General features: G+C 33.3%; 24 protein-coding genes. 10 read left to right on the forward strand and 14 right to left on the reverse strand.

Translation table 11 applies throughout. The features are described from left to right. Entirely contained in the window at positions 1–546 is a 546-nt protein-coding gene (locus ABWU52_RS03960; protein WP_353276232.1) for a hypothetical protein, read from the forward strand. Between the two features lie 10 nt (positions 547–556). Here the strand turns inward: ABWU52_RS03960 and ABWU52_RS03965 are convergent, their stop codons facing one another. The 7 genes from ABWU52_RS03965 to ABWU52_RS03995 all read right to left on the reverse strand — a co-directional run bounded on the left by ABWU52_RS03965 (position 557) and on the right by ABWU52_RS03995 (position 5,816). Beyond that, complete coding sequence (locus ABWU52_RS03965) at positions 557–1,645, reverse strand: IS481 family transposase (RefSeq protein WP_353276233.1); 1,089 nt, start codon at positions 1,643–1,645, stop codon at positions 557–559. 125 nt (positions 1,646–1,770) lie between these two features. Further along, a complete protein-coding gene (locus tag ABWU52_RS03970) occupies positions 1,771–2,505 on the reverse strand; it encodes a hypothetical protein (protein ID WP_264375624.1) in 735 nt (244 codons plus the stop codon). 58 nt (positions 2,506–2,563) lie between these two features. Beyond that, positions 2,564–2,953, reverse strand: a complete 390-nt coding sequence (locus ABWU52_RS03975; protein ID WP_007302803.1) for a phage tail tube protein — start codon at positions 2,951–2,953, stop codon at positions 2,564–2,566. Continuing rightward, complete coding sequence (locus ABWU52_RS03980; RefSeq protein ID WP_353277715.1) at positions 2,928–3,329, reverse strand: DUF3168 domain-containing protein; 402 nt, start codon at positions 3,327–3,329, stop codon at positions 2,928–2,930. The genes ABWU52_RS03975 and ABWU52_RS03980 overlap by 26 nt, the downstream gene beginning before the upstream one ends. A gap of 204 nt (positions 3,330–3,533) precedes the next feature. Next, positions 3,534–4,154 carry a head-tail connector protein gene (locus ABWU52_RS03985; RefSeq protein WP_353276235.1) on the reverse strand — a complete coding sequence of 207 codons (621 nt, stop codon included), beginning with the start codon at positions 4,152–4,154 and terminating at the stop codon, positions 3,534–3,536. 102 nt (positions 4,155–4,256) lie between these two features. After that, positions 4,257–4,550 carry a hypothetical protein gene (locus tag ABWU52_RS03990; protein ID WP_063631247.1) on the reverse strand — a complete coding sequence of 98 codons (294 nt, stop codon included), beginning with the start codon at positions 4,548–4,550 and terminating at the stop codon, positions 4,257–4,259. A gap of 228 nt (positions 4,551–4,778) precedes the next feature. Further along, the gene (locus tag ABWU52_RS03995; protein WP_353276237.1) at positions 4,779–5,816 is read right to left on the reverse strand and encodes an IS5 family transposase; all 1,038 of its coding nucleotides are present in this window, start codon (positions 5,814–5,816) and stop codon (positions 4,779–4,781) included. 629 nt (positions 5,817–6,445) lie between these two features. Here ABWU52_RS03995 and dut point away from each other — a divergent pair. Together dut and ABWU52_RS04005 are read left to right on the forward strand one after the other, a co-directional pair. Beyond that, positions 6,446–6,907, forward strand: coding sequence for a dUTP diphosphatase (gene dut / locus ABWU52_RS04000; RefSeq protein ID WP_353276239.1), 462 nt, complete (start codon positions 6,446–6,448; stop codon positions 6,905–6,907). 15 nt (positions 6,908–6,922) lie between these two features. Next, on the forward strand, positions 6,923–7,642 hold the full coding sequence (locus ABWU52_RS04005; protein ID WP_353276240.1) for a hypothetical protein: 720 nt from the start codon (positions 6,923–6,925) through the stop codon (positions 7,640–7,642). A gap of 115 nt (positions 7,643–7,757) precedes the next feature. Here ABWU52_RS04005 and nusB read toward each other — a convergent pair whose 3' ends face one another. The 3 genes from nusB to yidC are packed head-to-tail and all read right to left on the reverse strand — an operon-like array spanning position 7,758 to position 10,355. After that, positions 7,758–8,240 (reverse strand): transcription antitermination factor NusB, encoded by a 483-nt coding sequence (gene nusB, locus ABWU52_RS04010; RefSeq protein WP_353276242.1) that lies wholly within the window; start codon positions 8,238–8,240, stop codon positions 7,758–7,760. Next, positions 8,240–8,668, reverse strand: coding sequence for a 6,7-dimethyl-8-ribityllumazine synthase (locus ABWU52_RS04015; protein WP_264331124.1), 429 nt, complete (start codon positions 8,666–8,668; stop codon positions 8,240–8,242). Before ABWU52_RS04015 ends, nusB begins: the two co-directional genes overlap by 1 nt. Then, positions 8,646–10,355, reverse strand: a complete 1,710-nt coding sequence (gene yidC / locus ABWU52_RS04020; RefSeq protein ID WP_353276244.1) for a membrane protein insertase YidC — start codon at positions 10,353–10,355, stop codon at positions 8,646–8,648. The genes ABWU52_RS04015 and yidC overlap by 23 nt, the downstream gene beginning before the upstream one ends. A gap of 113 nt (positions 10,356–10,468) precedes the next feature. Between yidC and ABWU52_RS04025 the strand changes: the two genes are divergently transcribed. After that, entirely contained in the window at positions 10,469–10,993 is a 525-nt protein-coding gene (locus ABWU52_RS04025) for a TIGR02281 family clan AA aspartic protease (RefSeq protein ID WP_068651218.1), read from the forward strand. Positions 10,994–10,998: 5 nt separating this feature from the next. Here ABWU52_RS04025 and secF read toward each other — a convergent pair whose 3' ends face one another. Next, positions 10,999–11,874 carry a protein translocase subunit SecF gene (secF, locus tag ABWU52_RS04030; RefSeq protein ID WP_353276246.1) on the reverse strand — a complete coding sequence of 292 codons (876 nt, stop codon included), beginning with the start codon at positions 11,872–11,874 and terminating at the stop codon, positions 10,999–11,001. A gap of 157 nt (positions 11,875–12,031) precedes the next feature. Further along, the gene (dnaA, locus tag ABWU52_RS04035) at positions 12,032–13,414 is read right to left on the reverse strand and encodes a chromosomal replication initiator protein DnaA (RefSeq protein WP_012481713.1); all 1,383 of its coding nucleotides are present in this window, start codon (positions 13,412–13,414) and stop codon (positions 12,032–12,034) included. Positions 13,415–13,740: 326 nt separating this feature from the next. On the opposite strand from dnaA, the gene ABWU52_RS04040 reads away from it, so the two are divergent. After that, the gene (locus ABWU52_RS04040) at positions 13,741–14,478 is read left to right on the forward strand and encodes a glutamine synthetase (protein WP_353276248.1); all 738 of its coding nucleotides are present in this window, start codon (positions 13,741–13,743) and stop codon (positions 14,476–14,478) included. A 3-nt stretch (positions 14,479–14,481) separates the two neighbouring features. Here the strand turns inward: ABWU52_RS04040 and ABWU52_RS04045 are convergent, their stop codons facing one another. Beyond that, entirely contained in the window at positions 14,482–15,132 is a 651-nt protein-coding gene (locus tag ABWU52_RS04045; RefSeq protein ID WP_353276250.1) for a hypothetical protein, read from the reverse strand. 161 nt (positions 15,133–15,293) lie between these two features. On the opposite strand from ABWU52_RS04045, the gene ABWU52_RS04050 reads away from it, so the two are divergent. The 5 genes from ABWU52_RS04050 (at position 15,294) to ubiA (ending at position 23,589) form a co-directional block, all read left to right on the forward strand. Beyond that, on the forward strand, positions 15,294–18,368 hold the full coding sequence (locus tag ABWU52_RS04050) for an efflux RND transporter permease subunit (protein ID WP_353276252.1): 3,075 nt from the start codon (positions 15,294–15,296) through the stop codon (positions 18,366–18,368). An 87-nt stretch (positions 18,369–18,455) separates the two neighbouring features. After that, positions 18,456–20,009, forward strand: coding sequence for a transcription termination factor NusA (gene nusA / locus ABWU52_RS04055; RefSeq protein ID WP_353276254.1), 1,554 nt, complete (start codon positions 18,456–18,458; stop codon positions 20,007–20,009). A gap of 7 nt (positions 20,010–20,016) precedes the next feature. After that, positions 20,017–22,338 carry a translation initiation factor IF-2 gene (gene infB, locus ABWU52_RS04060; RefSeq protein WP_353276256.1) on the forward strand — a complete coding sequence of 774 codons (2,322 nt, stop codon included), beginning with the start codon at positions 20,017–20,019 and terminating at the stop codon, positions 22,336–22,338. A gap of 9 nt (positions 22,339–22,347) precedes the next feature. Then, the gene (locus tag ABWU52_RS04065; RefSeq protein WP_353276258.1) at positions 22,348–22,698 is read left to right on the forward strand and encodes a ribosome-binding factor A; all 351 of its coding nucleotides are present in this window, start codon (positions 22,348–22,350) and stop codon (positions 22,696–22,698) included. Positions 22,699–22,701: 3 nt separating this feature from the next. Beyond that, positions 22,702–23,589, forward strand: coding sequence for a 4-hydroxybenzoate octaprenyltransferase (ubiA, locus tag ABWU52_RS04070; protein WP_353276260.1), 888 nt, complete (start codon positions 22,702–22,704; stop codon positions 23,587–23,589). 597 nt (positions 23,590–24,186) lie between these two features. On the opposite strand, the gene ABWU52_RS04075 is transcribed toward ubiA, so the two are convergent. Continuing rightward, complete coding sequence (locus tag ABWU52_RS04075) at positions 24,187–25,278, reverse strand: ankyrin repeat domain-containing protein (RefSeq protein WP_353277717.1); 1,092 nt, start codon at positions 25,276–25,278, stop codon at positions 24,187–24,189. Positions 25,279–25,284: the final 6 nt, after the last annotated feature.

Genomic DNA, 25,284 nt, shown 5'->3' on the forward strand with positions numbered 1-25,284 from the left:
TTGCAACTGGAAACAGAACTACCCTCTGGTTCACAACCTGAAGTTCAATCTGATGAAGCTCATGATCTTATCAAATACAGCAATTACTTCTGCAAGCCTGAAAACAAGAGCTTTATTGGTCTTTGGGATAAAGTTGAAGATCGTTTATACAAGATAAGACATTGTTTAGATATGGAAGGCAAAAAAGCAGTACCGCCTTTATTCCAGCCGCCGCTTAATCCTAAGCAACTATCAGCAGTAACTGGAGGCCATTCTGTAGAATTACCACAAATACAACTACCACATTATCGATTCAGTCAGATGGTGAGTTATGCAAAATCAATAGTTGAAACTGTGATGCAATTTGGCTCAGAGTTACTTGATGTTTTGGAAAAGAGAGATGCTGAATCATTAACTATTTTTTACAATAAACAAGAAGGGATAACCAGTAATTTAATCTCATCGATTAAAGAAAGGACCATAGAAGCTTTAAAGAAAGAACAAGATGCACTAAGTGCAAGTTTAAATAATGCTGAGGAGCGTTGTAATAGTTTAGACTTAATCTGACAAGCATGAATTATCTGACAGAAGAATCGACGAAGTCAAAACCGATATCAGAATCTGCTTTAATGTTATCAATATTTTTTTGGTAAGCAATATGCATACTGTCAAAAAAGGTCTGCATAGGAGTCTTACCGTAGCAATACTTACCAGAATGAGGTCTAGCTCTATTGTAAGAATGCAACCAATGATCAACATCTAACTGAAGCTCTTCCAAAGTACTATAAATCTTTTTCCTAAAGATAATATTGTAACATTCGTCTTGCATAGTTCTATGAAGCCTTTCACATATACCATTAGTCTGTGGAGAATAAGCTTTGGTTCTAGAGTGATCAATATTTTCTATTCCCAAATATAGCTGGTACGCATGATTCCCTGGTTTGCCACAATACTCCGTACCTCTATCGGTTAAAATGCGTAGCAATGGAACTTTCTGTTCATCAAAAAATGGTATAACTCTATCATTGAGAAGATCTGCAGCTGTTATGGCAGTTTTCTCCGTATAAAGCTTAGCGAAGGCCACTCTAGAGTAGGTATCAATAAAAGTTTGTTGATAAATTCGTCCAATACATTTGATATTGCCTACATAATAGGTATCTTGACTACCTAAGTATCCAGGGTGTTGTGTCTCAATTTCGCCATGTGCCTCTTTTTGTTCCTTAGCTTTTTCTAAAGCAGTAACTTGCTCCTCTGTCAAAATTATACCATCTTGTACTACCTTCGCTTCCAGCGCTTTCAATCTCTTTTTAAAATTTTCAAGATCGTTTCTTTGCCATATTGATCTTACCCCGCTAGCAGATATTAGAATTCCTCTCTTTTTCAGTTCATTTGCTGCTCTTTCTTGTCCATATGCTGGAAATTCTATTGCTATTTCAACTACTGCTTTTTCTATATTCTCTGATACTCTATTTGCATATAATGGCTTACTTTTACTTATCTCATGTAATCCCTCTTCTCCTCCTGTTTCATATAGTTCTTTGAATCGGTAAAATGTATCTCTCGAATATCCCATCACTTTACATGCCTGCGATACATTCCCTAATTGTTTTGCAAGTTCTAGCAATCCTAACTTTGGTTTTAATATTTTTTCTTGTGTTGTACTCATATCTGACACTCCTTTAAAATTTGTTTATATTTTTATCTTACTCTATTCGCTTGTCAGATTAAGTCTAAACTATTACAGTTTAGTACATATGATTTCAAAAATTTTTTTTGAAATTATACTTTGACCTACACAGATCGACCTTTTTGTGAATCCTGGTTTCTGCTTTCTTCAACTTGTTTTGCAAAAGACGTCTCTTGTGTATTCATATGTTGAAGTGGTTTAGCAATTTCGCGCACAACAGCAGCAACTGCAGTTAAAAACGCCTTGAACAATCCACCTAAAACTCCACCAACTGCTTCTCTACCGTACATACGAGCTTGCTTTTCATTGTCATCAGCAGTTTCCCCTGCCCTCCTTCTTGGATCCATTCTATGAGCAATAACTGAAAACAACACCCCCCTAATTGAAGACTTCACTCGTGCTTTTGCCTTCTGAACATCTTCATCACTTGCTACTTCATGTTTTTCCCTACTATTCATTAGCTCCTTTTGTTGTTGAAAACTTAAGATCTCTTCCATCAGTTGTTTCTTTCTCTTTTCCAGAACTCTTTTCTTGGACTCTGATTTATCGCGAGTGTGTTTTGTGGTTTCAAGTTCTACATCAATATCCTCAGATGCTGCTTGGCTATATAAGGTTTCTATGAGCCTATCTATACTTCGCTTTACTTGCATAGTCCTTTCGTAACTATCTAAATTATCAACTCCTTCATCAATTTGACTTAAAATATCCTCGAAAGGTTTTAAATACTCTTTGCACTGCTCTTCAAGCTGATTTTCATTCTTCAAATTCCTTTCTCTTCTGTCATCGCTATTCTCTTCAACATTATCATCGCCTTCTTCGAAAAGATCCTCATCGTTCATAATTTTTTTTAATTTATTCCCACTTATTATTATTGTATATGAAAAAATTAAATTAACACTAATGAAAAGTGTTCACAACTTCAGCACTGGCTAAAACTACAGTGAAGCTGTCAAAAGTGGCAGGATCGTAATATCTCTCATATAATTCAACCGAACACCTGAGTTTTATCTTCTCCTTAGCATTAAAACTAATCTCATAATCATTATTAGAGTTTAACATTGCAGAATTACGCAATAATTCATCAGCCAATACTGAATTTAAAATGCCATTAATTTTTATTGTAATCTTTCTACTTCCAGCACAATCAAGCACTTTTCTCCAGCCAAAAGAGGAAATATCTTTCATCTCTTCTTTGTTATTACGCAAAGTAAACCTTAAGTTTCGTATATTATTCAACACAACAAAATTATTGTCATGACCTTTAATTTTCAGCTGTAATTTGCTCATCGCTACCTCCTTGTATTAAAATATCAAAATTAATTGTTGAATGTAAAACTTCATCATGCTGATTTATAGCACAATTACTTTCCAAAATGGTCTCACTACTAATGCTCTTTACCACCAAGCTAACATGCTTTATAGCAGCAAGCATGCTGCTTATATGATAAGTATATATGTCGCATGAAAATCTTACTTTTGTAGCAAAGTTAGATAGCATATGCAGGTTAATATAATTTACTATGCGCAATCTCAGATAAGGAATAGTAACCTGCTTAGGCAGGTAATCATAGATGTTAGTAACATATTTCTTTAAATCAGAGTTTGCTTTTAATGCTGCATAAATACTATCATACAACTCATTTATAATTTGAGTTTTTTCCATCTCACAGATACGGTTACGAAGATTGCAATTTGTAGGTACAACAGATGGTGTCATCCCATGCCCAGACACTGGTTCACTTTATAATGATGTCATTCCAGTAGCTCTTTCTTGTCGTCCCAGTGCTTGACACTGGGATCCAGGAATTTTATTAAGTTGGTAAGCATAAAAGTAGCCGTTTTATTTTAAAATACAACGTTTTGATGATCATGAAAAAACTGGATCCCAGTGTCTGAGCACTGGGATGACATCGAAGGGGCTACTCGGATGAAACCATCTGTTGTATCTGCTATTGAATGACAAACAGGAGCTACAAAACAACCTTTGGTAATACACCTTCTTCACTTCAGATAAATGGCTACTTACTTCTGATTCACGATTTTTATAGAGAGCAGAAACATGCTGTATAATACCTAGCTTTATTTGCTCAGGAACACTATCATAACCAGCTTCATATACAACATCAGCTCTTATTATGCTCAAATAATTGAAAAATTCAATATAGCTTCCTATATCACTAAAATAATAACTAAGTTTTCTATTCTTATCAGTAGCCAATATTATTTTATTCACAGGACCATAGCTTAAATAGATTCTACGAGGTATATAACCTTCATATGAAACTTGCCACGTTTGCTTTACCAGTGACTTTTCCATATGCCACTGAGCATAATCAGTTGCCATAAAAATAAAACTTGAAATCAACTTATCATCTTGATCATTTTCAATTCGTAAAAAAGATTTAACCTCTCCTAAAGTTACTGGAAAAGATTTAGGCTTAGACTTACGTTGTATATTTATGATTGGATACTTTAGTCTTGTTGACATAACAACCCTCCTTTTCTATATATAGCTAAAATAAGTAAGACTTATCCATAAAAAATCTTACTTATTTTAGTTATCACTTAATATTAAATTGCAGCAGCAACTCTATCGTACAAGTATATTGAGAAGAGAACGTATTAACGCTGTTTCTCCTTTTTTATTGATCAAGTTTACTAAGCCGGATTTTAGTAGATTGACATTCTGAGAATGAATGTTATTGAAAGTGGAGTTTATTTCTTTAGCAAGTAGACTGCGAAATTTCTGCACACTTTCATATGCGATATTTTCAAGTTCATGTGCAAACTTATCTTGAGCTACAGCTGATATGTCTTCAACTTTCTCATTGAACTCTTCTAGCTTTCTTTCCTTACCTTTAAAATTTTTCGTAAAAGTTTTCATATTAATTGGCCTCAACTATTCTTGTAATTATAATGACAATAAAAAGACTACCGAAGTAAAAAATTAGCACTACAATACTGCAAACAACAGTAGCACACCAAACCGGTTCACTTTATAGCGTAAATTCAAGTATGTCATTCAAGTAGCCCCTTTGATTTCATTCCAGCGCGTGACGCTGGAATGGCTTTGTTGCATCACTCTTCGGATAGTAGGTAACGTGGAATAAATTCATGAAGCTATCTCAAATTTAGCCATGCCTATATCAGTAAATTTGTTAAGCAAATAACACTTGAGTAGCAGTTCTCTCTCACGATTAACCTCAGATTTGTTTCTAAAACTAAACCCAAATGTTTGCTTCAGTCGCGAGAAAAAACTTTCTATATAAGATCTCTTCCCATAATTTATCTCTTTTTTCCACCTCTTCATACCATCTTCATCATATGACTTTATGAGCTTGATTGTAGAATTTCTCTCATCCATATAATCCAACTTTGGATGCTCTACTGCATTATTTTGCGGAGGAATCCTTGTCTTTATGTCAAGCTCATCGCACAGTTTGTATAACTTCTTTCGATTATATGCCCTGTCTGCATATAGTGTGCTTATATTATATTTAACATCAATCCTTGCAATAAGATCACATGCTCCATAGTGGTCAGAATAAACTCCGCCACTGTATTTTGCTGCTATAACTTTTTTGCTACCTATCTCTAGCATTACATGCAGTTTTCTTGTTTGCTCATAGCGGCGATACTTTCTATCTGTACCATTTGCCTTGCTATGACCTGGAATATTATTGTAGATGCTTATTCCAGTACTATCTATGGCAATCTCAATATCTTCTGTATTATTTTTATCATGTCTTCGATCATTAATTTTGATGTTAAGTTTTTTAAGCCTTCTTGAGGCCTGGGAATAGCTAATAACTTGCAAGTTTTTCCTTACTTGCTCAAGGTACCCTGCTATAAATCCCGCTGTTTGTCTCAGACCTATTCTAAATAAACAAGTTATTATGTGAACCAGAATCACGACCTTATCGCTATAAATATAGTTGCCACCAGCCATTTTTGGACCTTTTTCGTACCAATTTTCTATGGCATCATTGACGTAATAAAAAATATTTCCCCTCTCTTGGAGAAATTTGTTATATTCATGGCAGTTACTGACTCTCATTTTTTGTGGCATATTTTTCTTTAGTAGGTTAAATGCTTGTCTTATAGTGAATTTTGTCAGTAACTGCCAGTTCTTTTTATTTGACCTATGCAACAAAGCCCGCTGGAATCCAGTTTGTCCATAATCTCACCAAAAACGTTGTGTTTTAGCATAAAGCAACTACTTTTGTGCTTACCAACTTAATAAAATTTCTGGATGCCAGTGTCTGGACACTGACCTTTTGCTGTCTTCAAAAATGAATGTTCGTACAGTTATGTGTCACGTACTGGAACATTAAGGTGTCATTCAAGTAGCCCCTTTTTTCTCATCCCAGTGCCCAGACACTGAGATCCAGGAACCAGCGTCACGCGCTGGAATGACACCCTCTATATAAACGTTAAGAAATTTACTAATAAAAAAAGGCGAAAGCGTTAGCTAGTTGTTACTCTCTAATCCTAAAAATTGGCGTTCTATACTGTATTTAAACATTTTATAAGCCCGCTTCAGCTTATATTAGGTGAAAACCCTAGAAATTATTGTGAAGACATAAAGTGCACATAGCGCAAAGATTTATAAGACGCCAACTGTATAATACTTTTGTCGTTTAATCTGTATAGATTGAAGGCAATAAAACAACTTCAGTTTTATAGTAAGGAAGCTGAAAAATTTGTCAAGTAGTTTTCTTATCTTTTACAGGCATAATTTACATGCTACAATCAAATTTTCATAACTGGTGAATAAAAATGCAGAGAGATAAAATTAAAGTAGAAATAAAAAAGTTATCACATGGCAAAAGCTTGCCTCTTCCCTGTTATGCAACTATGCAGAGTGCTGGCATGGATCTTTATGCTGCATTGGACAACTCTGTTATTTTAAATCCACTTGAAAGGTTACTTATTCCAACTGGCATTGTGATTGCAATACCAAACGGTTTTGAAGGGCAAGTTCGCCCACGTTCTGGGCTTGCTGCAAAATATGGAATCACTGTCTTAAATTCTCCGGGCACTATAGACTCCGATTATCGAGGTGAAGTTAAAGTTTGCCTAATCAATCTAAGTAATCAGCCATATGAAATAAAAAGAGGAGATAGAATCGCACAAATCCTCATTACTCCTGTATCTCAAGTAATTTGGGATGACAGAGAAGAATTCTACACAGAAGAAACCGTCCGCAATGAAGGGGGCTTTGGATCAAGCGGTAGGTAGTTTTTTATATGTAAGTTGACTGTAATAGTTTTTGCATATATAACTCTAATTTATTTTAGTGAGGCAATTATATCAATTTTAAAGAACCACCTTCACAAAACAAACATTGCACTTGCAGCACTTACTTCTCTGTATGTTATAGGCACAGCAGTAGCACTTTCAACACCGTATTGGGTGTCTTCAACTTCGCTTTTAGCGCCACTTGCAGTTTTTGCAGCTATACCACTTGGAATAAGTGTTTTAGCATTTGTTGCTGTTGCACTGGTTAGTTTAGCAATATACTCCATCATCAAAAACAATGAAATATCTGAGCTTAGAGCTCCGAGAATTGTTACTGGTAGCTATCAAAGATACCTGATGTTGCAGGTAACAGATAAAGATCTTGAATTTATTGAAGAGATTTATAAGAACGAAAATGGCGAATATATCATAGATTTTACTAACTCAAAAGGTGAAATATTCAAAGCTGCAAGTTATGGCCAGATTAAATACAAGGATAATCCTGATCCGATCTTGCTTGGCAACACTAAACTCCTTGATCTACATCAGCTATACAAGAAGAAAGGGGATAGTATATTTGAACAGATAAATTGTGGACAGGAATTAGAAACGTTAGGTTTAGGCGTTGAAGAAAATGATGCTAAAGAAGTAATCATTAGATTTGTGCCAAGCTCAATTGTTAAGTCACCAGAAGTTAAACACAAAAAAGAGCAAGAAAAATTACAAAACCACTAGGTATAAAAGGGGTAGACTAAATAAGCCTGCCCTTCATTTTTTAGTGTTAGGTTACTTAAACTTATTGTAGAAACTATCTCAAAAAATAGATATTCACATACTTATAAGAAATTTTCTAAGGGTTTTTATTTAGTCTGACTGCATCCTTTACCTTATCTAACAACCCATTAATAAAGCCAATTTTGTTTGGAGCATCAAGTAAATCAGATGCAATGTTAGTATATTCATTAATAACAATTAGTGCTGGTGTATCAAAATCAATTAACTCACATACTGCAATACGCAAAATAGATAAGCTTATAAGATTTAATCGTGAAAGTGACCAGCTTGGGTGTAAATAAGACTCTATTATTTTATCATATTCTTCACTGCTTTTTATAACCTTACATAACAAGTTTTCTAAGAACTGATGTTCAAATTCTTCACATTCAAATATATCTTTCAACGTACTTATGTAGTCCTTAAGCTCACAATTTTCCAATTTAAAAGTGCTTTTGTTGTAATTTACAAAAATATTTGAATAAGCAATTTGTACAGCAAGAAATCTTGCCGTACTTCTTTTTATGCGCCACTTTTTATCTACTGGTTTTTCCTCCATTATTTTAATTTATTGTGTAGATCTATCATATGCAAAACAGTTGAGGCTGCATGGCCACCAACGTTCTTTTTATTTTTGTCAGCTCTAATTAGTGCTTTATCTTTGCTGTCAGCGGTAATTACGCCCATACCAAGGGGTATTGCATAATGCATAATAACTTCATTTAAGCCTTCGATTACTCCTTTACAAACGTATTTATAATGATCAGTTTCACCGCGAATCACGCACCCAAGAGCTAAATAACCGTCATAATTAGCATTCTTGCTTTTTACTGCAAAGAGAATTGTAGCTGGTATCTCAAATGCACCAGGAACTTCAATTATGTCATAGCTTGCATGACTTTCTTTTAATCTATCGACTGCACCTTCAAGCAAAAGGTTCGCTATTTCAGTGTGGTAAATTGAATTAACTATTAGTATTTTCGACATTCATCCCCACTTTTCTTGTTAAAAGCAACTTTATTAATGATTGTTGAACCAGAGTTATAATATTACTAAATATCCAATATATTACCAGGCCAGCAGGAAAAGAAGAAAAAATAAAGACAGAAATGTAAGGTAAAAACTTCATAACATTTACTTGAATATCATCTTTACTGGTTTGATCTTTCTCACTTAGCTTCTGCTGAATTATCATGGTAGCGCCGAAAATTATAGGTAAAATGCCTATAGAAATAGGAAAGTTATAATTAAACAACCCAAATAATGTAAAAATGTTTGTTGGATCAGAAGCTGAAAGATCCTTAATCCATAAATAAAAAGGGGCGTGTCTCATCTCTATAGTAACAAATAATACTTTATACAGAGCAAAAAATACTGGTATTTGTATGAGCATAGGGAAAATGCTCGACATTGGATTTACATTGTTTCTCTTGAACAACGCAATTGTCTCTTTGTGCTGCTTTAAGCTGTCATTTTTGTACAACTCTTTTATACGAGTTAATTCAGGCTGCAGGCTTTTCACCTTGAACATCGAAATATATGATCTATTAGATAAGGGAAGCATCAAAAGTTTGATTACTAAAGTTAGCAATAATATTGCTAAGCCAAAATTTTTCAAAACAAAGTTAAAATATTCAAGCAGTAAAAACACCGGCTTGGTTATAAAATAAAGAACACCAAAATCTACAGCCTTATCAAACAAAGGTATATTGAGAGTGTCTTTATAAGAATCAAGTAAATTCAATTTCTTTGCCCCAGCAAAAAAGTAGTTCAGAGTAGAAGCACTTGTACCAGGGAGTATGTGTGTGTAAGGTCTAACAAAATCTGCTTGAAACTTATCAATGTTATTAACATTCGTGTGTTTAATGCTCACATTTATTTTATCTGATTTCTCAGGTATGATGGCTGTAAGCCAGTATTTATCAGCAAAACCAAACCAATTTTTTCCACTCGTGCTTGCCTTTATTAAACGCTTCTTAGAAATATCCTTATATGTCCACTCCTCTAGCTTATTGTTAAATGCACCTAGTACTCCTTCATGTGATATCCAATAGGATTCATTAATATTATCACGTTTACGATTGATTTTACCATAGGGAACCAAAACTACATTATCTTTTGTATTGTTTTCAATAATTTGCTCAACTTTAAACATGTAGTTATCGTCAAGGCTAATTTTCATTCTAAATAAAATGCCATTTTCATTATCCCAAAATAAATTGACCTCTTTTTGATTGAGTTTATCTGCTTGCCATACTGTTTTAGAATCTGGAACTTTAATCTTTTCATTCGGATCGAGCCACCCAAATTCTGCGAAATATACATCTTTTGATTCTGCAGGTGACAGTAACACCACTTGTGGAGAAGAAGAACTCGGTTCTAAGTGGTAGTTAGTTAGGATTAAGTCATCAAACCTTGCACCTTTCAGAGAAATTGATCCTTCAAGCATATTATTGGTTAAATTAACTCTCTGTTCTCTAGTAGAATTAATAATTTCAGAACGATTTTGGTATATCATAGGAGCAAGGTCGTTAGAAGATTCGATATGTTCAATATTTTCAATCGATGGTTGGCTTTGGCTCGTGTTAAGAAAATTATCATACATAATATGCCATAATACTATAATCAATATAGAAAGAATTGTTGCTAAAATTAAATTTTTTGCTTCTGACATGAAATTAAATCGAACATACCTCCTTAAAGTATATATTAAATATTGTACTAAAACAATAAAATTTACTTATTTTTAATAATAGCTTTTAACGCTAATCTTAAAAATTTACTCTTATGGCTTCAAATTTTCATAATATGAATGCAGCAAAAAATCTAGTTATTTGGCTACTGATAATAGTCATTACTGCAATGTTTATTGATTCACAAGGGGATAAACTAAGCAATAGGTTTCTGAGCACTTTTCTACCGTACAAAGGAAGGGTTCAAAATGGCGGAAGTATTGAATTTACAAAGTCATACGATGGACACTTTTATATTCAAGCTCAAGTCAATGATCGTAATATAACGTTTTTGCTTGATACCGGAGCAACTGATATTGTTCTATCGCAAAAAGATGCGTTACATGCTGGTATTAACTTACAAAACATTCAAGACTTTAAAATATATGAAACTGCAAAAGGTCAAATAAAAGCTGGAGTGGTTCAAATACCTCAAGTTAAAATAGGAAATTTTTTAATTAATGATGTGCACGCTAGTGTTAATACTCACTCTATGTCCCATTCATTACTTGGTATGAGCTTTTTGAGATATTTTCATTTCACTATTAGGGATAATAAGCTAATATTATATCGTAGTTAAACGTTCTATACTCTACTTATCAACGCTCTGCAGGTCAATATAGGAGCAGAGATAAATATTGCGGAACAGGTGCCGATTGCAATGCCAAAAGAAATGATTAAGCAGAAGTCTCTGACCACACCTGTACAAATCAGCACTAAAGGAAGAGCGGCAAGAAGAGTAGTACCTGAAGTTAACATAGTACGAAATAGTGTAGAATTAATGCTAGCATCAACTATTTCATCCATTTCTACATCTTTTCTATTTTTTTGATACTCTCGAATCCGATCGTATATAACCACTGAATTATTGATTGAATAGCCAATCACGGTAAGTAGAGCTGCAACTGATGAAATATTAAACTCAATACTCGTTAAGCTGATAAAGCCAAGAGTTAAAATCACATCATGGATCAGTGCCATTATTCCACCAAGTCCACACTGCCAGTTAAATCTAAGCCAAACATAAAAAAATATTCCAATAATTGCAATTAGCATGGCTGATATCCCTTCAAATATCTGCGTTGAGCCTATTTGTGGACCAACATAATCTATTTTGCGATAAGTTACTAAATTACCTAATTTGCTTTCTAATATACTTTTAACCTTTTTAATTTTATCTTCATCTCCCTCATCTTTAAACCGCACAACTAAGTTATCACCAGCTTTTGAACTCTGTATCGTAAATCCACTCTCTTTTAATATACCGAGAATAGCATCATCCTTGCTTGAAGATTTTATCTCTATCAAAATTCCACCTGTAAAGTCTATACCCAAACTCATTCCACGCAGCATAAAAGTAAGCATTGAAAAAATGATAAGAATAACGCTAACAAGTGCTGTCAAATTTCTATATTTACTAAATCTTATATCAAGATTATCTGGAATAAGTCTAATTGCCATATTTCCTACTTAAATTGTGATTTTATATACTTTTTAAGCAATCGACTAGCTATTTTCTCTTAGCTTATACTAATAATGATCTTTGATTTACTTAATCTACTTGAAAAAGATATTTGATCAAAAAAATGAAAACAGCCTGGTTGTCATTAATAAAGTGCTACTTAAACATCTTTTTTAATCGATTGATTTCATCAGCAAATTTTGGGTCAGTTCTTATGAAATTTTCCACTTGTTTGACTGCGTGTATAACAGTAGCATGATCTCTACCACCAAAATTTCTTCCAATATCTGGTAAACTTTTTTGCGTAAACTTCTTTGCGAAATACATAGCTATTTGTCTCGGCCTCGCAAGACTGCGGAGCCTTCTATTAGATTGCATATCTGCAATCTTTATATTGAAAAATTCAGCTATTTTTTTCTGTATCTCTTCTATTGTGATTGACCTATGATTTGACCTAAGAAGATCAATTAGGGTCTCACTAGCTGATTCTACTGTCATGCTTCTTCCAATTAAAGAGGTATGAGCAACCTTATTTAATGCTCCTTCTAGTTCTCTTATATTGGATTTTATATTCCTTGCCAAAAATTCTAGGACATCCTTTGGAACATACATATTCATTCGTTCCACTTTCGCCTGCAATATACCAAGTCTTAATTCAAAAGTTGTTTCATTAATATCTGCAACTAATCCCCAACCAAGTCGTGATTTTATTCTTTCTTCTACTCCATCAAGATCACTAGGAGACCTATCAGCTGATATAACCAATTGTTTATTTTGGTCTATCAATGCATTGAAAGTGTGAAAGAATTCTTCTTGTGTACTATCTTTACCACTGATAAATTGCACATCATCTACCATCAATACATCTACTGATCTAAATTGCTCTTTAAATAACATAATATCTTTGCTCCGCAGCGCCGTAATATATTGATACATAAATTTCTCTGCTGATAAATATACCACTTTTCTTTTTGCTGACGGAGAATTGACTATGTCCCAAGCTATAGCATGCATTAAATGTGTTTTACCAAGTCCCACTCCACCATATAGAAATAAAGGGTTGCTTCCTGATATTGGATCTATAGATTCCGCTACACGCTTTGCCGCTGTAAATGCTAACTCATTTGACTTTCCTACCACAAAATTATCAAAAGTGAATCTGGTATCTAGTGGTGAACCAAGATTATGATTATTTTCCTCTCTATTTTTTAGTATCGTATTAGAATTTGAATTTCTTTCTTCAATTAATTGAATATCAATAGAACATACACTTTGATCTTCGCTTTGCCATAATGATAATATTTTTTCCATGTAGTGAACTGTAATCCACTCCTTTATAAATCTTGTTGGTACAGACAACAAAACTTCTCCATTTCTGTTGCTGATAAATCTTAGTGAACTCAGCCAGCTGTTATATGTTGCTTCTCCATAGAGATTATGGAGATAATTTTGGATTTTTTCCCAAGTAACATTATGGTCCGTTACTGTAATAATCTGATCAAAAAACATAGTAGAAACCTTAGGGTTAGTTAAGTTCATATACCACACCAAGAAAGAACAATAGTCAGAAAGATACAAGCTAATCAATAGCTTACTGTAAGATAAAAAGCTAACACTACTTAATACATACTTAAAATTATGAGGATTTTTTGACGAGTTGTAAAGAGTATAGAAGCACTAAAATTGATCATTTTTTTGAAATAAAAACAATCAATTTGTAAATGCCGCTTGTACCAAGTATTAGAAGTATGTTATTAAAAAATAGTAATATATTATGTATAAATAAGATATTAAATTTACTGATAAATAAGTAAAGTACTTGTATAAATATATCTGATTTAATATAAATTTATTGAAGTAAATCTGTGATTATATTAAGTAATTTGAGCCATAATACTGTATTTGGTATTGAGCTGGAGTTTTACACCGAGGGAATAAAAAAAGAATATTTATTTCTGAATAGCATCAAAAATAAAATAGCTTCTCTTGGATTTTTTTGTGAGAAAGAGAGTTCTTTAAACCAATATGAGATAAAAAGTGATTGTTATACGAGCTCTGATGATTTAATTATGCATTTTGAGTTGGCAAAACAATTACTTACTGAAGTAGCACAAAAACTTGGGGGAAATGTTTCTTTTAAAGCAAAGCCTTATCTGGATAGAGCAGGCAGTGCATTAAATGTGCATGTTAACCTTATGAATTCAAATAACGATAACTTATTTTACAGCAGCAAACAAAAATATAGTGACTACCTGATTCACAGCATAGGTGGACTATGTGCAATGATGAAAAAACATATGCTATTTTTTGCTCCAAATGATGATTCATATTTAAGATTTCAGTACCCAGATATTCATACTCCAACTACGATTAGTTGGGGAGTGAATAACAGAACTGCTGCAATAAGAATTCCCTATTTTGGCAATGATTCCAAAAGATGCTGCCTAGAGCACCGTGTTCCTGGAGCAGATTGTAACCTTGAAAAAGTACTCACAGCAATAATTGAAGGTATAGTTTTTGGTATAGAGAACAAAATTGCTCCGCCAAATAGAGTGTATGGCATTGCATCTGATCCTCAATATAAGATGGAGAGTTTGATATAGCAACTACCTGTTAAACCCTAACCCATTAAACTCCTTTGAGGTAATTGGCCATTCTAGCACTTTCCTCACATCATTATTTACATTCCCATACTGTAATAGCAAGTCTGCAGCAGATAGTTTCTGCGTACTTTTAGATGATCCAAGTCCTATATTGGTAAGGTTGCTCGGTGGCTGCTCAGGAAGTGGATTACCAAGTGCATCCATGTGTTTAGGTAAAGGTTCCATAACAATATTTGTAGCACTAGAAACGAAATGACTATCTGTAGTATCAGCACTTTCAGAAAGTGAATTACCTTTGAAATCCATATGTTTAGGTAGTCCATTTTTCATTTCTTCTTCTGCTCTTTTATTTTTTAATTCTTCTTCTAGCTCAGTTTCAGTTCTTTTTGGTTCTTTTACGGTATCTTTTTCTTCACCTTCATCAACACTGCTATACCCTTCATCTTCTGACATATCATCAGTTTTAGCAGACTTAGCTCTTGCTTTATTAAGCAATGAAAGTAATGCGTAAGTAACTGCAGCAGCAGTAACTATAATGGCTATCTTTGCAGCAATGTGAATCACTGTTAAAAATACTAAAGTTGATGAAACACCAACCAACCCAGATACGATCACTTTATTCTTGCCTTCTGTCACACTTAGAACTGCTACCATAATAATCCCTCAAATACCATGCTAAAATCATATTATATAGAAATTTTCTTACACTTGCAAAACTGTAAAAATTTTAATCATTTACATAAAGACATATAAGGATTAATTAATATATAATTTATCTTAGCTATAATATGATATAAATACGTATAATGTTTGGCATGAAAAGCTTACTTGTAGAGAGGAATAGAACAGTAATATTATTGCTTATCGTGATTTTTACCTTCGGCTCATACACTTATATAAAGATGCCAAGAGAAAGCAATCCTGATATACAGATTCCTATAATTAGCGTATTTGTCGGGTTTCCTGGTATTTCTGTCGAGGATAGTGAAAAGTTATTAGCTATTCCAATAGAAAATGAACTAAGGTCCATTGAGGGCGTGAGAGAGCTAAAGGCACTTGCAACTAATGACGGTGCTCACATGATAATTAAGTTTGGTACAGAATATGATAACAAAGAAGTACTTGATAACGTCCGTTCAAAGCTTTTAAACATAAAATCAAAATTACCTATTGAAGCAGAATCTCCGATAATCAATGAAATAAACTTGAGCTTATTTCCGATACTAAACGTTGGCTTGATTGGTAATTTGCCGGAAAGAGCTTTAACTGAAATAGCACTCAAACTAAAGAAAGAAATAGAATCTCTGCCAAATGTTCTTAAAGTTGAAGTGGCAGGTATGCGTAAAGAAACAGTGGAAGTTATAATTGAGCCCACAGTTCTAACAAAATATAACATTCAATCAAATGAGATATTTCAAGCTATATCAAACAACAACAGATTGGTAGGAGCTGGATCACTAGAAAACGATACCGGTAAATATTCGATTAAAATATCAGGGTTATTAAAAGACATAGAAGATATTATGAATATTCCTATTAGATCTCAAAGTGATGCAGTTTTGAGAATCAAAGATATAGCAAAAGTATACTTTGAGTTTGAAGATCACCAAGGATTTGCTCGTATTAATGGACTACCTAGCATTGTACTAGAAATTTCAAAACGTAATGGAAAAAACATAATAGACACGGTAAATCAAGTAAAATACTTAATGGACAAAGCAAAAGATCAATTACCTGAAAATTTAAAAGTAGTTTATTTGAATGACCAGTCAAAAAATGTACGTGATGTGCTTGAAGACTTGGAAAATGGTATAATATTTGCCGTATTACTAATACTAACCATAATAATGCTCTTTATGGGAACAAGGGCTGCTATTCTTGTTGCACTATCAATACCTGGCCCCTTTCTCATAGGAATAATGGCTCTTTACCTAATGGGTATTACTCTAAATATAGTTGTGCTCTTCAGTCTAATTATGGCAGTTGGCATGCTGGTTGATGATGCAATTGTAATCAGCGAATATGCTGATAGAAAGATGATTTGTGGCATGGATAAAGTAGAAGCCTTTTGCACCTCAGTTCATGATATGTTCTATCCAGTTTTATCATCAACATTGACTAAATTAGCAGTGTTTTTCCCTCTGTTACTCTGGCCCGATACAGTCGGTAAATTTATGCAGTACATACCAATTACAATAATTCTAACTTTAACTGGATCGCTAATTATGGCTTTGGTTTTTATACCAACACTTGGTGCAATATTTGGTAAACCTTCAATAACTTCAAAAAAAGAAATAATAAGAATGAGTGCTATAGAAAGTGGTGAGGTAAAAAACACTGGGCTTATAATAAGAACTTATGTACGTATGTTAGAGAAAGTCTTAGATCACCCCAAAAAATTTGTATGTGTTGTTGTATTTGTTTTATTTTTGTCTAGTATATTATATTTTACTTTTGGTCCTGGATTAAAGTTCTTTCCGAATGTAGATTCAGATAACATTTTAATCAGCGTTAAAGTAAAAGAAAGCTTATCAGCCAAAGAACGAGATTTGATACTTAAGAAAGTAGAAGAACGTATTTTAGGTGTTGAAAAAGAAATTTATGTTTTTTATGCTCGATCAGGAAAATTTTCAGACAACGTTATTGCCAAAATTCAATTGGAACTTGTAGATTGGCGCTGCAGGTGCAAAGCTAAGCAAATACTAAATGATATAAGGAGCAGTGTGCAAAACATAAAAGGAGTAATAATTGATGTACAGGAACAAAAGTCAGGACCATCAGCTGATAAGCCAATACAAATTAACTTAAGCGGAAGTGCATCCAACTTGAATTCAGTAGCAGAGAAAATCCTAAAAATTATGGACCAACCTTCATCTGGATTTATAAATATTCAAGATAGTAGATCAGCACCTGGAATAGAGTGGAATATGAGTATTGATAAGAGTAAGGCTACAAGCTCTGGAGTAAGTGTTGCAACCATCGGTGATTTTATAAAGATGGTTACAAATGGAGTATTAATTGGAAAATATAGACCAAATAACGCAGATGAAGAAATTGATATTATACTACGCTTTCCCAGAAAGAATCGCAACATGAAAACTATAGATAACCTTTTTATTAATACAGCAAATGGACCATATTCTATGAGTAGCATAGTGAAATACGTTCCCGAAAAAAAGGCAAATAAACTAAGTAGGATTGATGGATCACGCACAGTAACAATCTCTGCTGACGTTGATACTGGCTATCTTGTTGATGAAAGAGTTAAGTTCATTCAAAATTCGATTACTCAAGACTGTAGTAAAGGAGTAAAGATTGATTTCAAAGGTGACAAGGAAGATCAACAAAAATCAGGAGCATTTTTATTAAAGGCTTTTATATTAGCAATTACATTGATGATATTGGTGCTAGTGGCACAGTTTAACAACATATACTATACATTTATCGTAATGACAGCAGTGTTTTTATCAACAACATGTGTATTTTTCATTTTCTTTCTTATTCAGAAAGTTTTTGTAGTTGTCATGTGTGGAGTGGGGGTAATTGCTTTAGCAGGAATTATAGTGAATAATAATATACTATTGCTTGATGCCTTTCATCAGCAAATTAAGGTGCGCAAAAATAACATTAAGCAATGTATAATAAACGCTTCAATTTCTCGCATCAGGCCAATACTACTTACCGTTGCAACTACAGTTCTTGGTTTAATACCGATGATTACTAGGTTAAATATCAGTTTTTTTACGCTACAAATCACATATGATGCTCCATCAAGCCAGTGGTGGGTTGATATTTCAGCAACCATAGCAAGTGGAATATTGGCTGCAACGGTCTTAACTTTATTCTTTACTCCGGCATTGCTTACCATACAAAGACATGAAAAAACTTGACTTAAATTAGCAATCATTTAACATTTAAGATAGCGTTCTTTACCTGTTGAAGCTATAATTATAACTAATTAAATTGGATTTATTTATATGATTGCTAATCGTAAAAGCAGTGTTAAGCAGAAAAGCAACAAGAATAACATAGTTGGAAGCCTTGATGTAATAAAAACAGCGGGAGAGCTCTCACTTCAAAAAGGTTTGGATTTTAATATTATAATAAATGCACTTAAAAGTGCTATCGAAGCAGTAGCTCAACAAAAGTATGGTAGCAAAAGTAAAATTGTAGTTAATATAGATAAAAACACAGGCAAAGTTACCTCATATAGACAACTAAAAGTCATTAATGATGAATCAAATGAAAATGAGTGTGACTTAATTAAGTTGACACAAGCTAAGTTAATAAAAGAAGATGCAAAAGTTGGAGATACTATTAGTGAGTTGATTTCTCTTAACACTGATCTTGTTTCAGCAAGAATTGCCCAGCAAAAGATTTCTGAAATAATCAAAAATGAAGAGTTAAAAAAGCAATATGAGGAATTTAAAGATAAGGTAGGAGAAATGAGGTATGGCATCGTTAAACAAGTAGAATATTCAGATCTTATTATAGACATAAACGGAATTGGAGCATACCTCCCTTTACGAAACTTAATTGGTGGTGAGTCATTTCGTGAAGGCGATAAGGTTAAAGCTTACATACAGGCTGTTAAGCGCTCTGACGATGGACGTCAAATCATTCTTTCTAGGGCTCATGAAGGCTTTTTAGAGGCATTGTTGAATCAAGAAGTACCAGAAGTTGCTGACGGATTGATAACAATTAAAGGTATAGCTAGAGACGCTGGTTCAAGATCTAAAGTTGCTGTTTTTTCATCTGATAAGAATATCGATCCAGTAGGTGCTTGCGTTGGAGTTAAAGGAGATAGAATAAAAACTATTATACATGAATTAAACGGTGAAAAAATCGACGTCATACATTACTCATCAGATTTGGGTCAATTTGTTATTAAAGCCATTACTCCTGCAGAAGTATCAAAGGTCATTATTGACGAAAATGAAAATTGTATAGAGTTAATAGTTGCTGAAGATCAATTGAGTTTAGCTATAGGAAAAAAGGGTCAGAATGTAAGATTAGCTTCAGAGCTTGTTGGATGGAAAATTGAGATATTAAGCACTCAGCAAGAATCAGAAAGAAGAAATAAAGAATTTAGTCAATGTTCAGTTTTATTTGCTGAAGCTTTAAACTTAGAAGAGATTATGGGCCAATTATTGGTAACAGAAGGTTTTTCAAGTGTAGAAGATATATCTAACACTTCAATTAAGGAACTTGCTTCAATAGAGGGCTTCAATGAAGATATTGCAAATGAACTTCATAATAGAGCAAATAATTACCTGAAAGCAGAGAATGATAGAAAAATAGAAGAGCTAAAAAATTTAGGTATGGAAGACGATGTAATCAACTTAGCCTTATCAATAGATAACAAAATTGCTCTTAGTAAACATAATATTAAAACTTTAGAGGACATAGCAGATTTATCAAATTATGAGTTTTGTAGCATACTCTCTTCCTCAATTAATAATAAAGACAATCTAAAAGATACAGCAGATTTAATAATCATAGAAGCACGTAAAAAGCTTGGATTAATATAAAAACAATATGAATAATGAAGATATCAGTAATAAAAAATTAACCCTACGAGGCTTAAGCAAGCTTAAATTAGACATTAATTTAAACTCTTTAGATAGTCAAAGTACTGGTACTACAATAGTAAAAAAAAGAAGAAAAATCCATTCTGCAGAAGAATATAGTTTATTTGACGAGAGTAAATTAGGCTCTTTAACTGAAAAAGAACAAATTTCCCGCATTAATGCTGTACAGAATGCTACTTTGCTGAAAGAAAGGAATCAGAGAGAGCAAGAAGAGAAAATAAAAAAAGAAGAAAGCAATCAAGAAGCTGAAGATAAAAATGAATCACACTCTGTACCTAAAGAAATAAATAAGGAAGTTTTAAGTAATACTAACTCAGTTGAACAAAAAGAAGATAGTATTGAATATGAGAATAATGATAAAAAGTCTTTTAAAGCTAGCAAAGATATATACTCTAAGCATTCTAAGCTAGTAATTACAAAGGCAATAGATGAAAGAAATGAACACCTCCCTGTATTTAAGCAAAAATTTGGTATAAGAAGTAAACAATCAAAGTTTACTAAGGGTAAAAATATAGCAAGAGAAGTTATTATACCAGACAAAATAACTATCAGGGAATTATCTATTCGTATGGCAGAAGATAGCAAAAGTGTGTTAAAAATGTTTAAAGAAGAAGTTGGTGAGAATTATAGAGTAGATGATACAGTAGATCCAGATATAGCATGTGAAATAGCAAAAAAATTTAATCATACGGCTAAACGAGTAAGTGATGCTGATAAAGAAAAGAATTTACTCTTCATAAGCAACAGAGAAAACTTACCTAAAAGACTCAAACCACCTATTGTTACTTTTATGGGACATGTCGATCATGGTAAAACATCATTACTCGATGCATTTCGTGAATCCAATGTTGCAGAAAGAGAGTCAGGTGGCATCACTCAACACATAGGTGCTTATCAAATAACGACAAAAGATAAGCAAAAAATTACTTTTATTGATACACCAGGACATGAAGCGTTCACTGCGATGCGTGCATGTGGTGCCAATATTACTAATATAGTTGTAATAGTAGTTGCGGCTGATGATGGAATCATGAAACAAACAGTTGAAGCAATAAACCATGCAAAAGCAGCAAATGTCTCTATTATAGTTGCCATTAATAAAATTGATAAATCACAACCTGGCGATATAGAAAGAATAATTAATAGTTTGCCTCAGTATGACCTCATCCCCGAAGAACTTGGTGGTGATGTTATAATTGTGCCAGTATCAGCAAAAAAGAAAATCAACTTAGATAAACTAGAAGAGGCAATTTTATTAATTGCTGAATTAATGACGCTAGAAGGAATAGAGGATTGTCGAGCACTTGGATGGGTAATAGAATCCAAAATAGATAAAGCGAAAGGAATATCAGCTACATTGATAGTTGAGGAAGGAACGTTAAAGGTTGGTGATATATTGGTAGTTGGTACAACATACAGCAAAGTACGTAGTATGGTTAATCACCTTGGTCAAAGAGAAAAAGCAGCACTACCCTCCGCTCCAATTGAAATTACTGGTCTAAATGGTGTGCCAAATGCTGGAGATAAATTTGTTGTTGTAAAGTCTGAAAAGCAGGCGCGTGAAATTGTTGAATACAGGCTAGAGTTGATCAAGAAAAAGAAAGAAAACTCAGACGACAATAATTTAGATATATTCAGTCGTAATAACAGTGAAACAGAAGAACTATCTGTAGTTTTAAAGTGCGATGTAACTGGTTCTATTGAAGCAATATCAAGTTCAATTGATAAATTAGGTAAAGACCAAGTGAAATTAAATATCCTACACAAAGCAGTAGGAGGGATAACAGATTCAGATGTGCTGCTTGCGGAAGCATCAAGTGCAGTAATTTTAGCTTTTAATGTAAAAGTGGATTCAAAAATAAGGGACTTGGCAAAACAAAAAGGTGTAGAAATACATACTTATAACATAATATACGAGCTCATTGACGACATGAGAATGTATTTAACTAAAATGTTAAAGCCTGTTACACGAGAGGTTCGTGTTGGTTCTGCATCTGTGAGGCAAATATTTAATGCATCCAAAGCCGGTAATATAGTCGGATGTTATGTCACTGATGGAGTTATAAAAAAAGATTCTTTAATTAAGGTAGTACGTGGCAGCAAATTGGTGCATGAAGGAAAGTTAAAAGCACTACGTAGATTTAAAGATGACGTTAAAGAAGTAGGTGTAAACTTTGAATGCGGAATATCGCTAGAGGGTAATATCGATATTAAAGTTGGAGATATTTTGGAAGCTTATCAATTAGTGCAAGAAGAAAGGACGTTATAGTAGTTGAATATGAAAAAGGAAATTAGAAACCTAAAAGTAGCATCGGTATTACATAGGGCAATATCAAAAGTCTTAATGGAAGGTAATGTTCTTAATGAAAAAGTAGTAGTATCTGATGTAAAGCTAAGCAAAGATTTGAAGAAAGCAGATATATATATTGTGTTATCTTCATTAAACATCCAAAATGATAATGATGATATCAGCACTGTTGTTAATGAAATGAACCAATCTGCATGGTCAATACGTAAATCTATATTATGTTATGTTGATTTGCGATTTATACCTGAGTTAGTTTTTAAGCCTGATTTAGCATTCGATAATTTTGTCAATGTAAGCAAAATATTACATAATCACACTTAATTAATGTATTTCAACCATTATTTCTCATTAATGAGAATACACAATTTAACAGGTTTATGGCTTGTGCTATTTTCTAGCTTAAGCGGCATTCTTTTAGCCTCAACTTCTCTATCGTATCAAGCTCTTTTTCTCCTTGTTTTGTTTACTATAGGTGCATTTTTAATGAGACCCGCAGGGTGCATAATCAATGATATCTTCGATAGAGAAATAGATGCACATGTTGAACGAACAAAATACAGACCACTTGCAAGTGGTGCATTAAACATAAAGCAAGCTTTGGCTTTACTTTCACTGTTACTGTCTATTGCCCTGGTAATCTTATTATTAACCAATAAAACTACTCTTATACTTGGAACAATTTCAATGTGCATGATAGTTATCTATCCCTTGCTAAAGCGTTACGTTTGGTGGCCACAATTGTTTTTAGGGTTTACTTTCAACATGGGATCACTCATGGGTTCAGCAGCAATAACAAACCAGATTAGCATAGAATCCTTGCTATTTTATATAGGATGCGTCTTTTGGACGCTTAGTTATGATACTATATACGCTCATCAAGATAAAAAAGATGATAAGAAATTAGGAATGAAATCTACTGCATTATATTTTGGCAATACAACAAAATCTTGGTTGAAAAGATTTTATTTAATATCCTTAATGGCATGGTTGTACGCTGGTATACTATCATCATTAAATAACATCTTTTATATTGCTTTACTTGCTATAGGATTCATATTTCACCACCAACACAAAAATTTCAATCCAGACGATTCTAATCAATGCATGTCCATATTTAAAAATAATTCCCAGATAGGACTCCTGCTCTTTTTCGGTATCCTTTTAGATAGAATTGTAAATTCTACTTTTGTATCCGTTCAGATGCATGGCTAATGTGTAAATATCGAAGCAAAAATGGTGTCATTCCAGTGTCAAGTACTGGGATGACAGAGAAAGCATCATATTGGGATGACACCATTTATTTCTATGGCTGTCTTTTCTATCTTATTTTGTCACCCTGCTGAACGGATTCTACTTTTTAGAACATATCTTGAAAGAAAATCAGGAAGATAATATGATAGGATCAGTAAAAAATATATCCAGGTGATGTAAGTGACAAAGAATGGAAATTTCTTGAGCCAAGAGTTGCACAAGGTGTGGCCAAGAAAGCACAAAATAGGAACAATTATTAATGTTATACAATACATAATGAAAGGTATTTGCCAGTAGAGCAAAAGATTTTCCTCCATGGAAGACAGTGTATGATTATTTTTTTAGGTTGCATAAGTAGTCACACATTGCTTGAATACATACAAAATAAAGGCTGGTGTGCCCATTGATGTTATAAGATCAAATTACCAACCTTTTACTAGATGAAATCAAAAAGCTAAGGAATTAAGCCTTACCTTGATTGATTAAACCTCTATCCTGAATTAAATGACCTTGAACAGAAGTATTACTTAAATAACTTTGAGGCTCTAAGTTTATTTGCTATTCTTCAACTTCTAATGTACTATCTCTATTGTGTAATATCTGTTGCATTGATTGATTTACTATTAAATCTAGTTCCTTATTAAATACAACCATAAATTTGTTAAACTTCTTTGGACTTAACTTACCTGTTTCTCTATCGTGGCATGCTTGCTCTACATATGAGTTTAAAAATCCTGAAATCTCATTAAACTTACCACCCGTGATTTTTGCAGTAACCTCTTTCTGCATTTCTACACAATCAATATTTAACCGATGCATTGATATCCCACTTTTTAATGCAGCTTGCTCTACTACTTTCTCAAATTCCTCTATAATATTTAATGCATAGCCCTGTGCTTCTAATGGTGATATAGACTGAACTACTGTGGAAATATACTTCTGACCTGTGATTTTCCTTATAAATACATCTAATAAAAGAAGTACACCGTTGTTATCAATACCTTGAACTGTAATAGCTTTAGAAGGTTCCATACTTATAGCTGCCTTAAAAGGATAAGAAACAAACTGAAAAATACCTTTAATAGTATCTACCGCAGTGTAAGCAAAAATATTGATAAATGAAGATGGCTTACTTGTTCCGCTTGTAACTCCTATTTTATTAGGACCTATCTTATCATTTTGCAACGAATTTTCATCTTCTTGTCCAATACTGCGGCGATTATGGACACGTGTTGATAGGGAGCTGCTTTCTTCTTGTAAGTTAAGATGTTGGGTGATTTCTTCATTTCTTCTTATTCTTTCTTCTAGAAGGTTTCGTATTTCTAAGCTGTTTTCTTCATTAAGCGTATTTGCCACGGCTAAAGCTCCTCTAGCATCAACATAATCACTTTTATCAAGAATGAGCTTAACTATATTTAAATTGCCATAAGCAGCTGCAAAGTGCAAAGATGTCCAACCATCTTTATTTTTAGCGTTAACGTCAGCATGATTACTTATAAGAAATTTAGCTACTTCTAAATGACTGCTTTTAACAGCCCAATGCAAAGGAGTATTGCCATTATTGTTCTTAGCATTAATATCAGCTCCTTTCTCTATAAGCTCTTCTACTATACTTAACCTACCATAACTTGCAGCCCAGTGTAAAGGGATATTACC

Source organism: Wolbachia endosymbiont (group B) of Villa cingulata, from assembly GCF_964028285.1.
Lineage (GTDB): Bacteria > Pseudomonadota > Alphaproteobacteria > Rickettsiales > Anaplasmataceae > Wolbachia.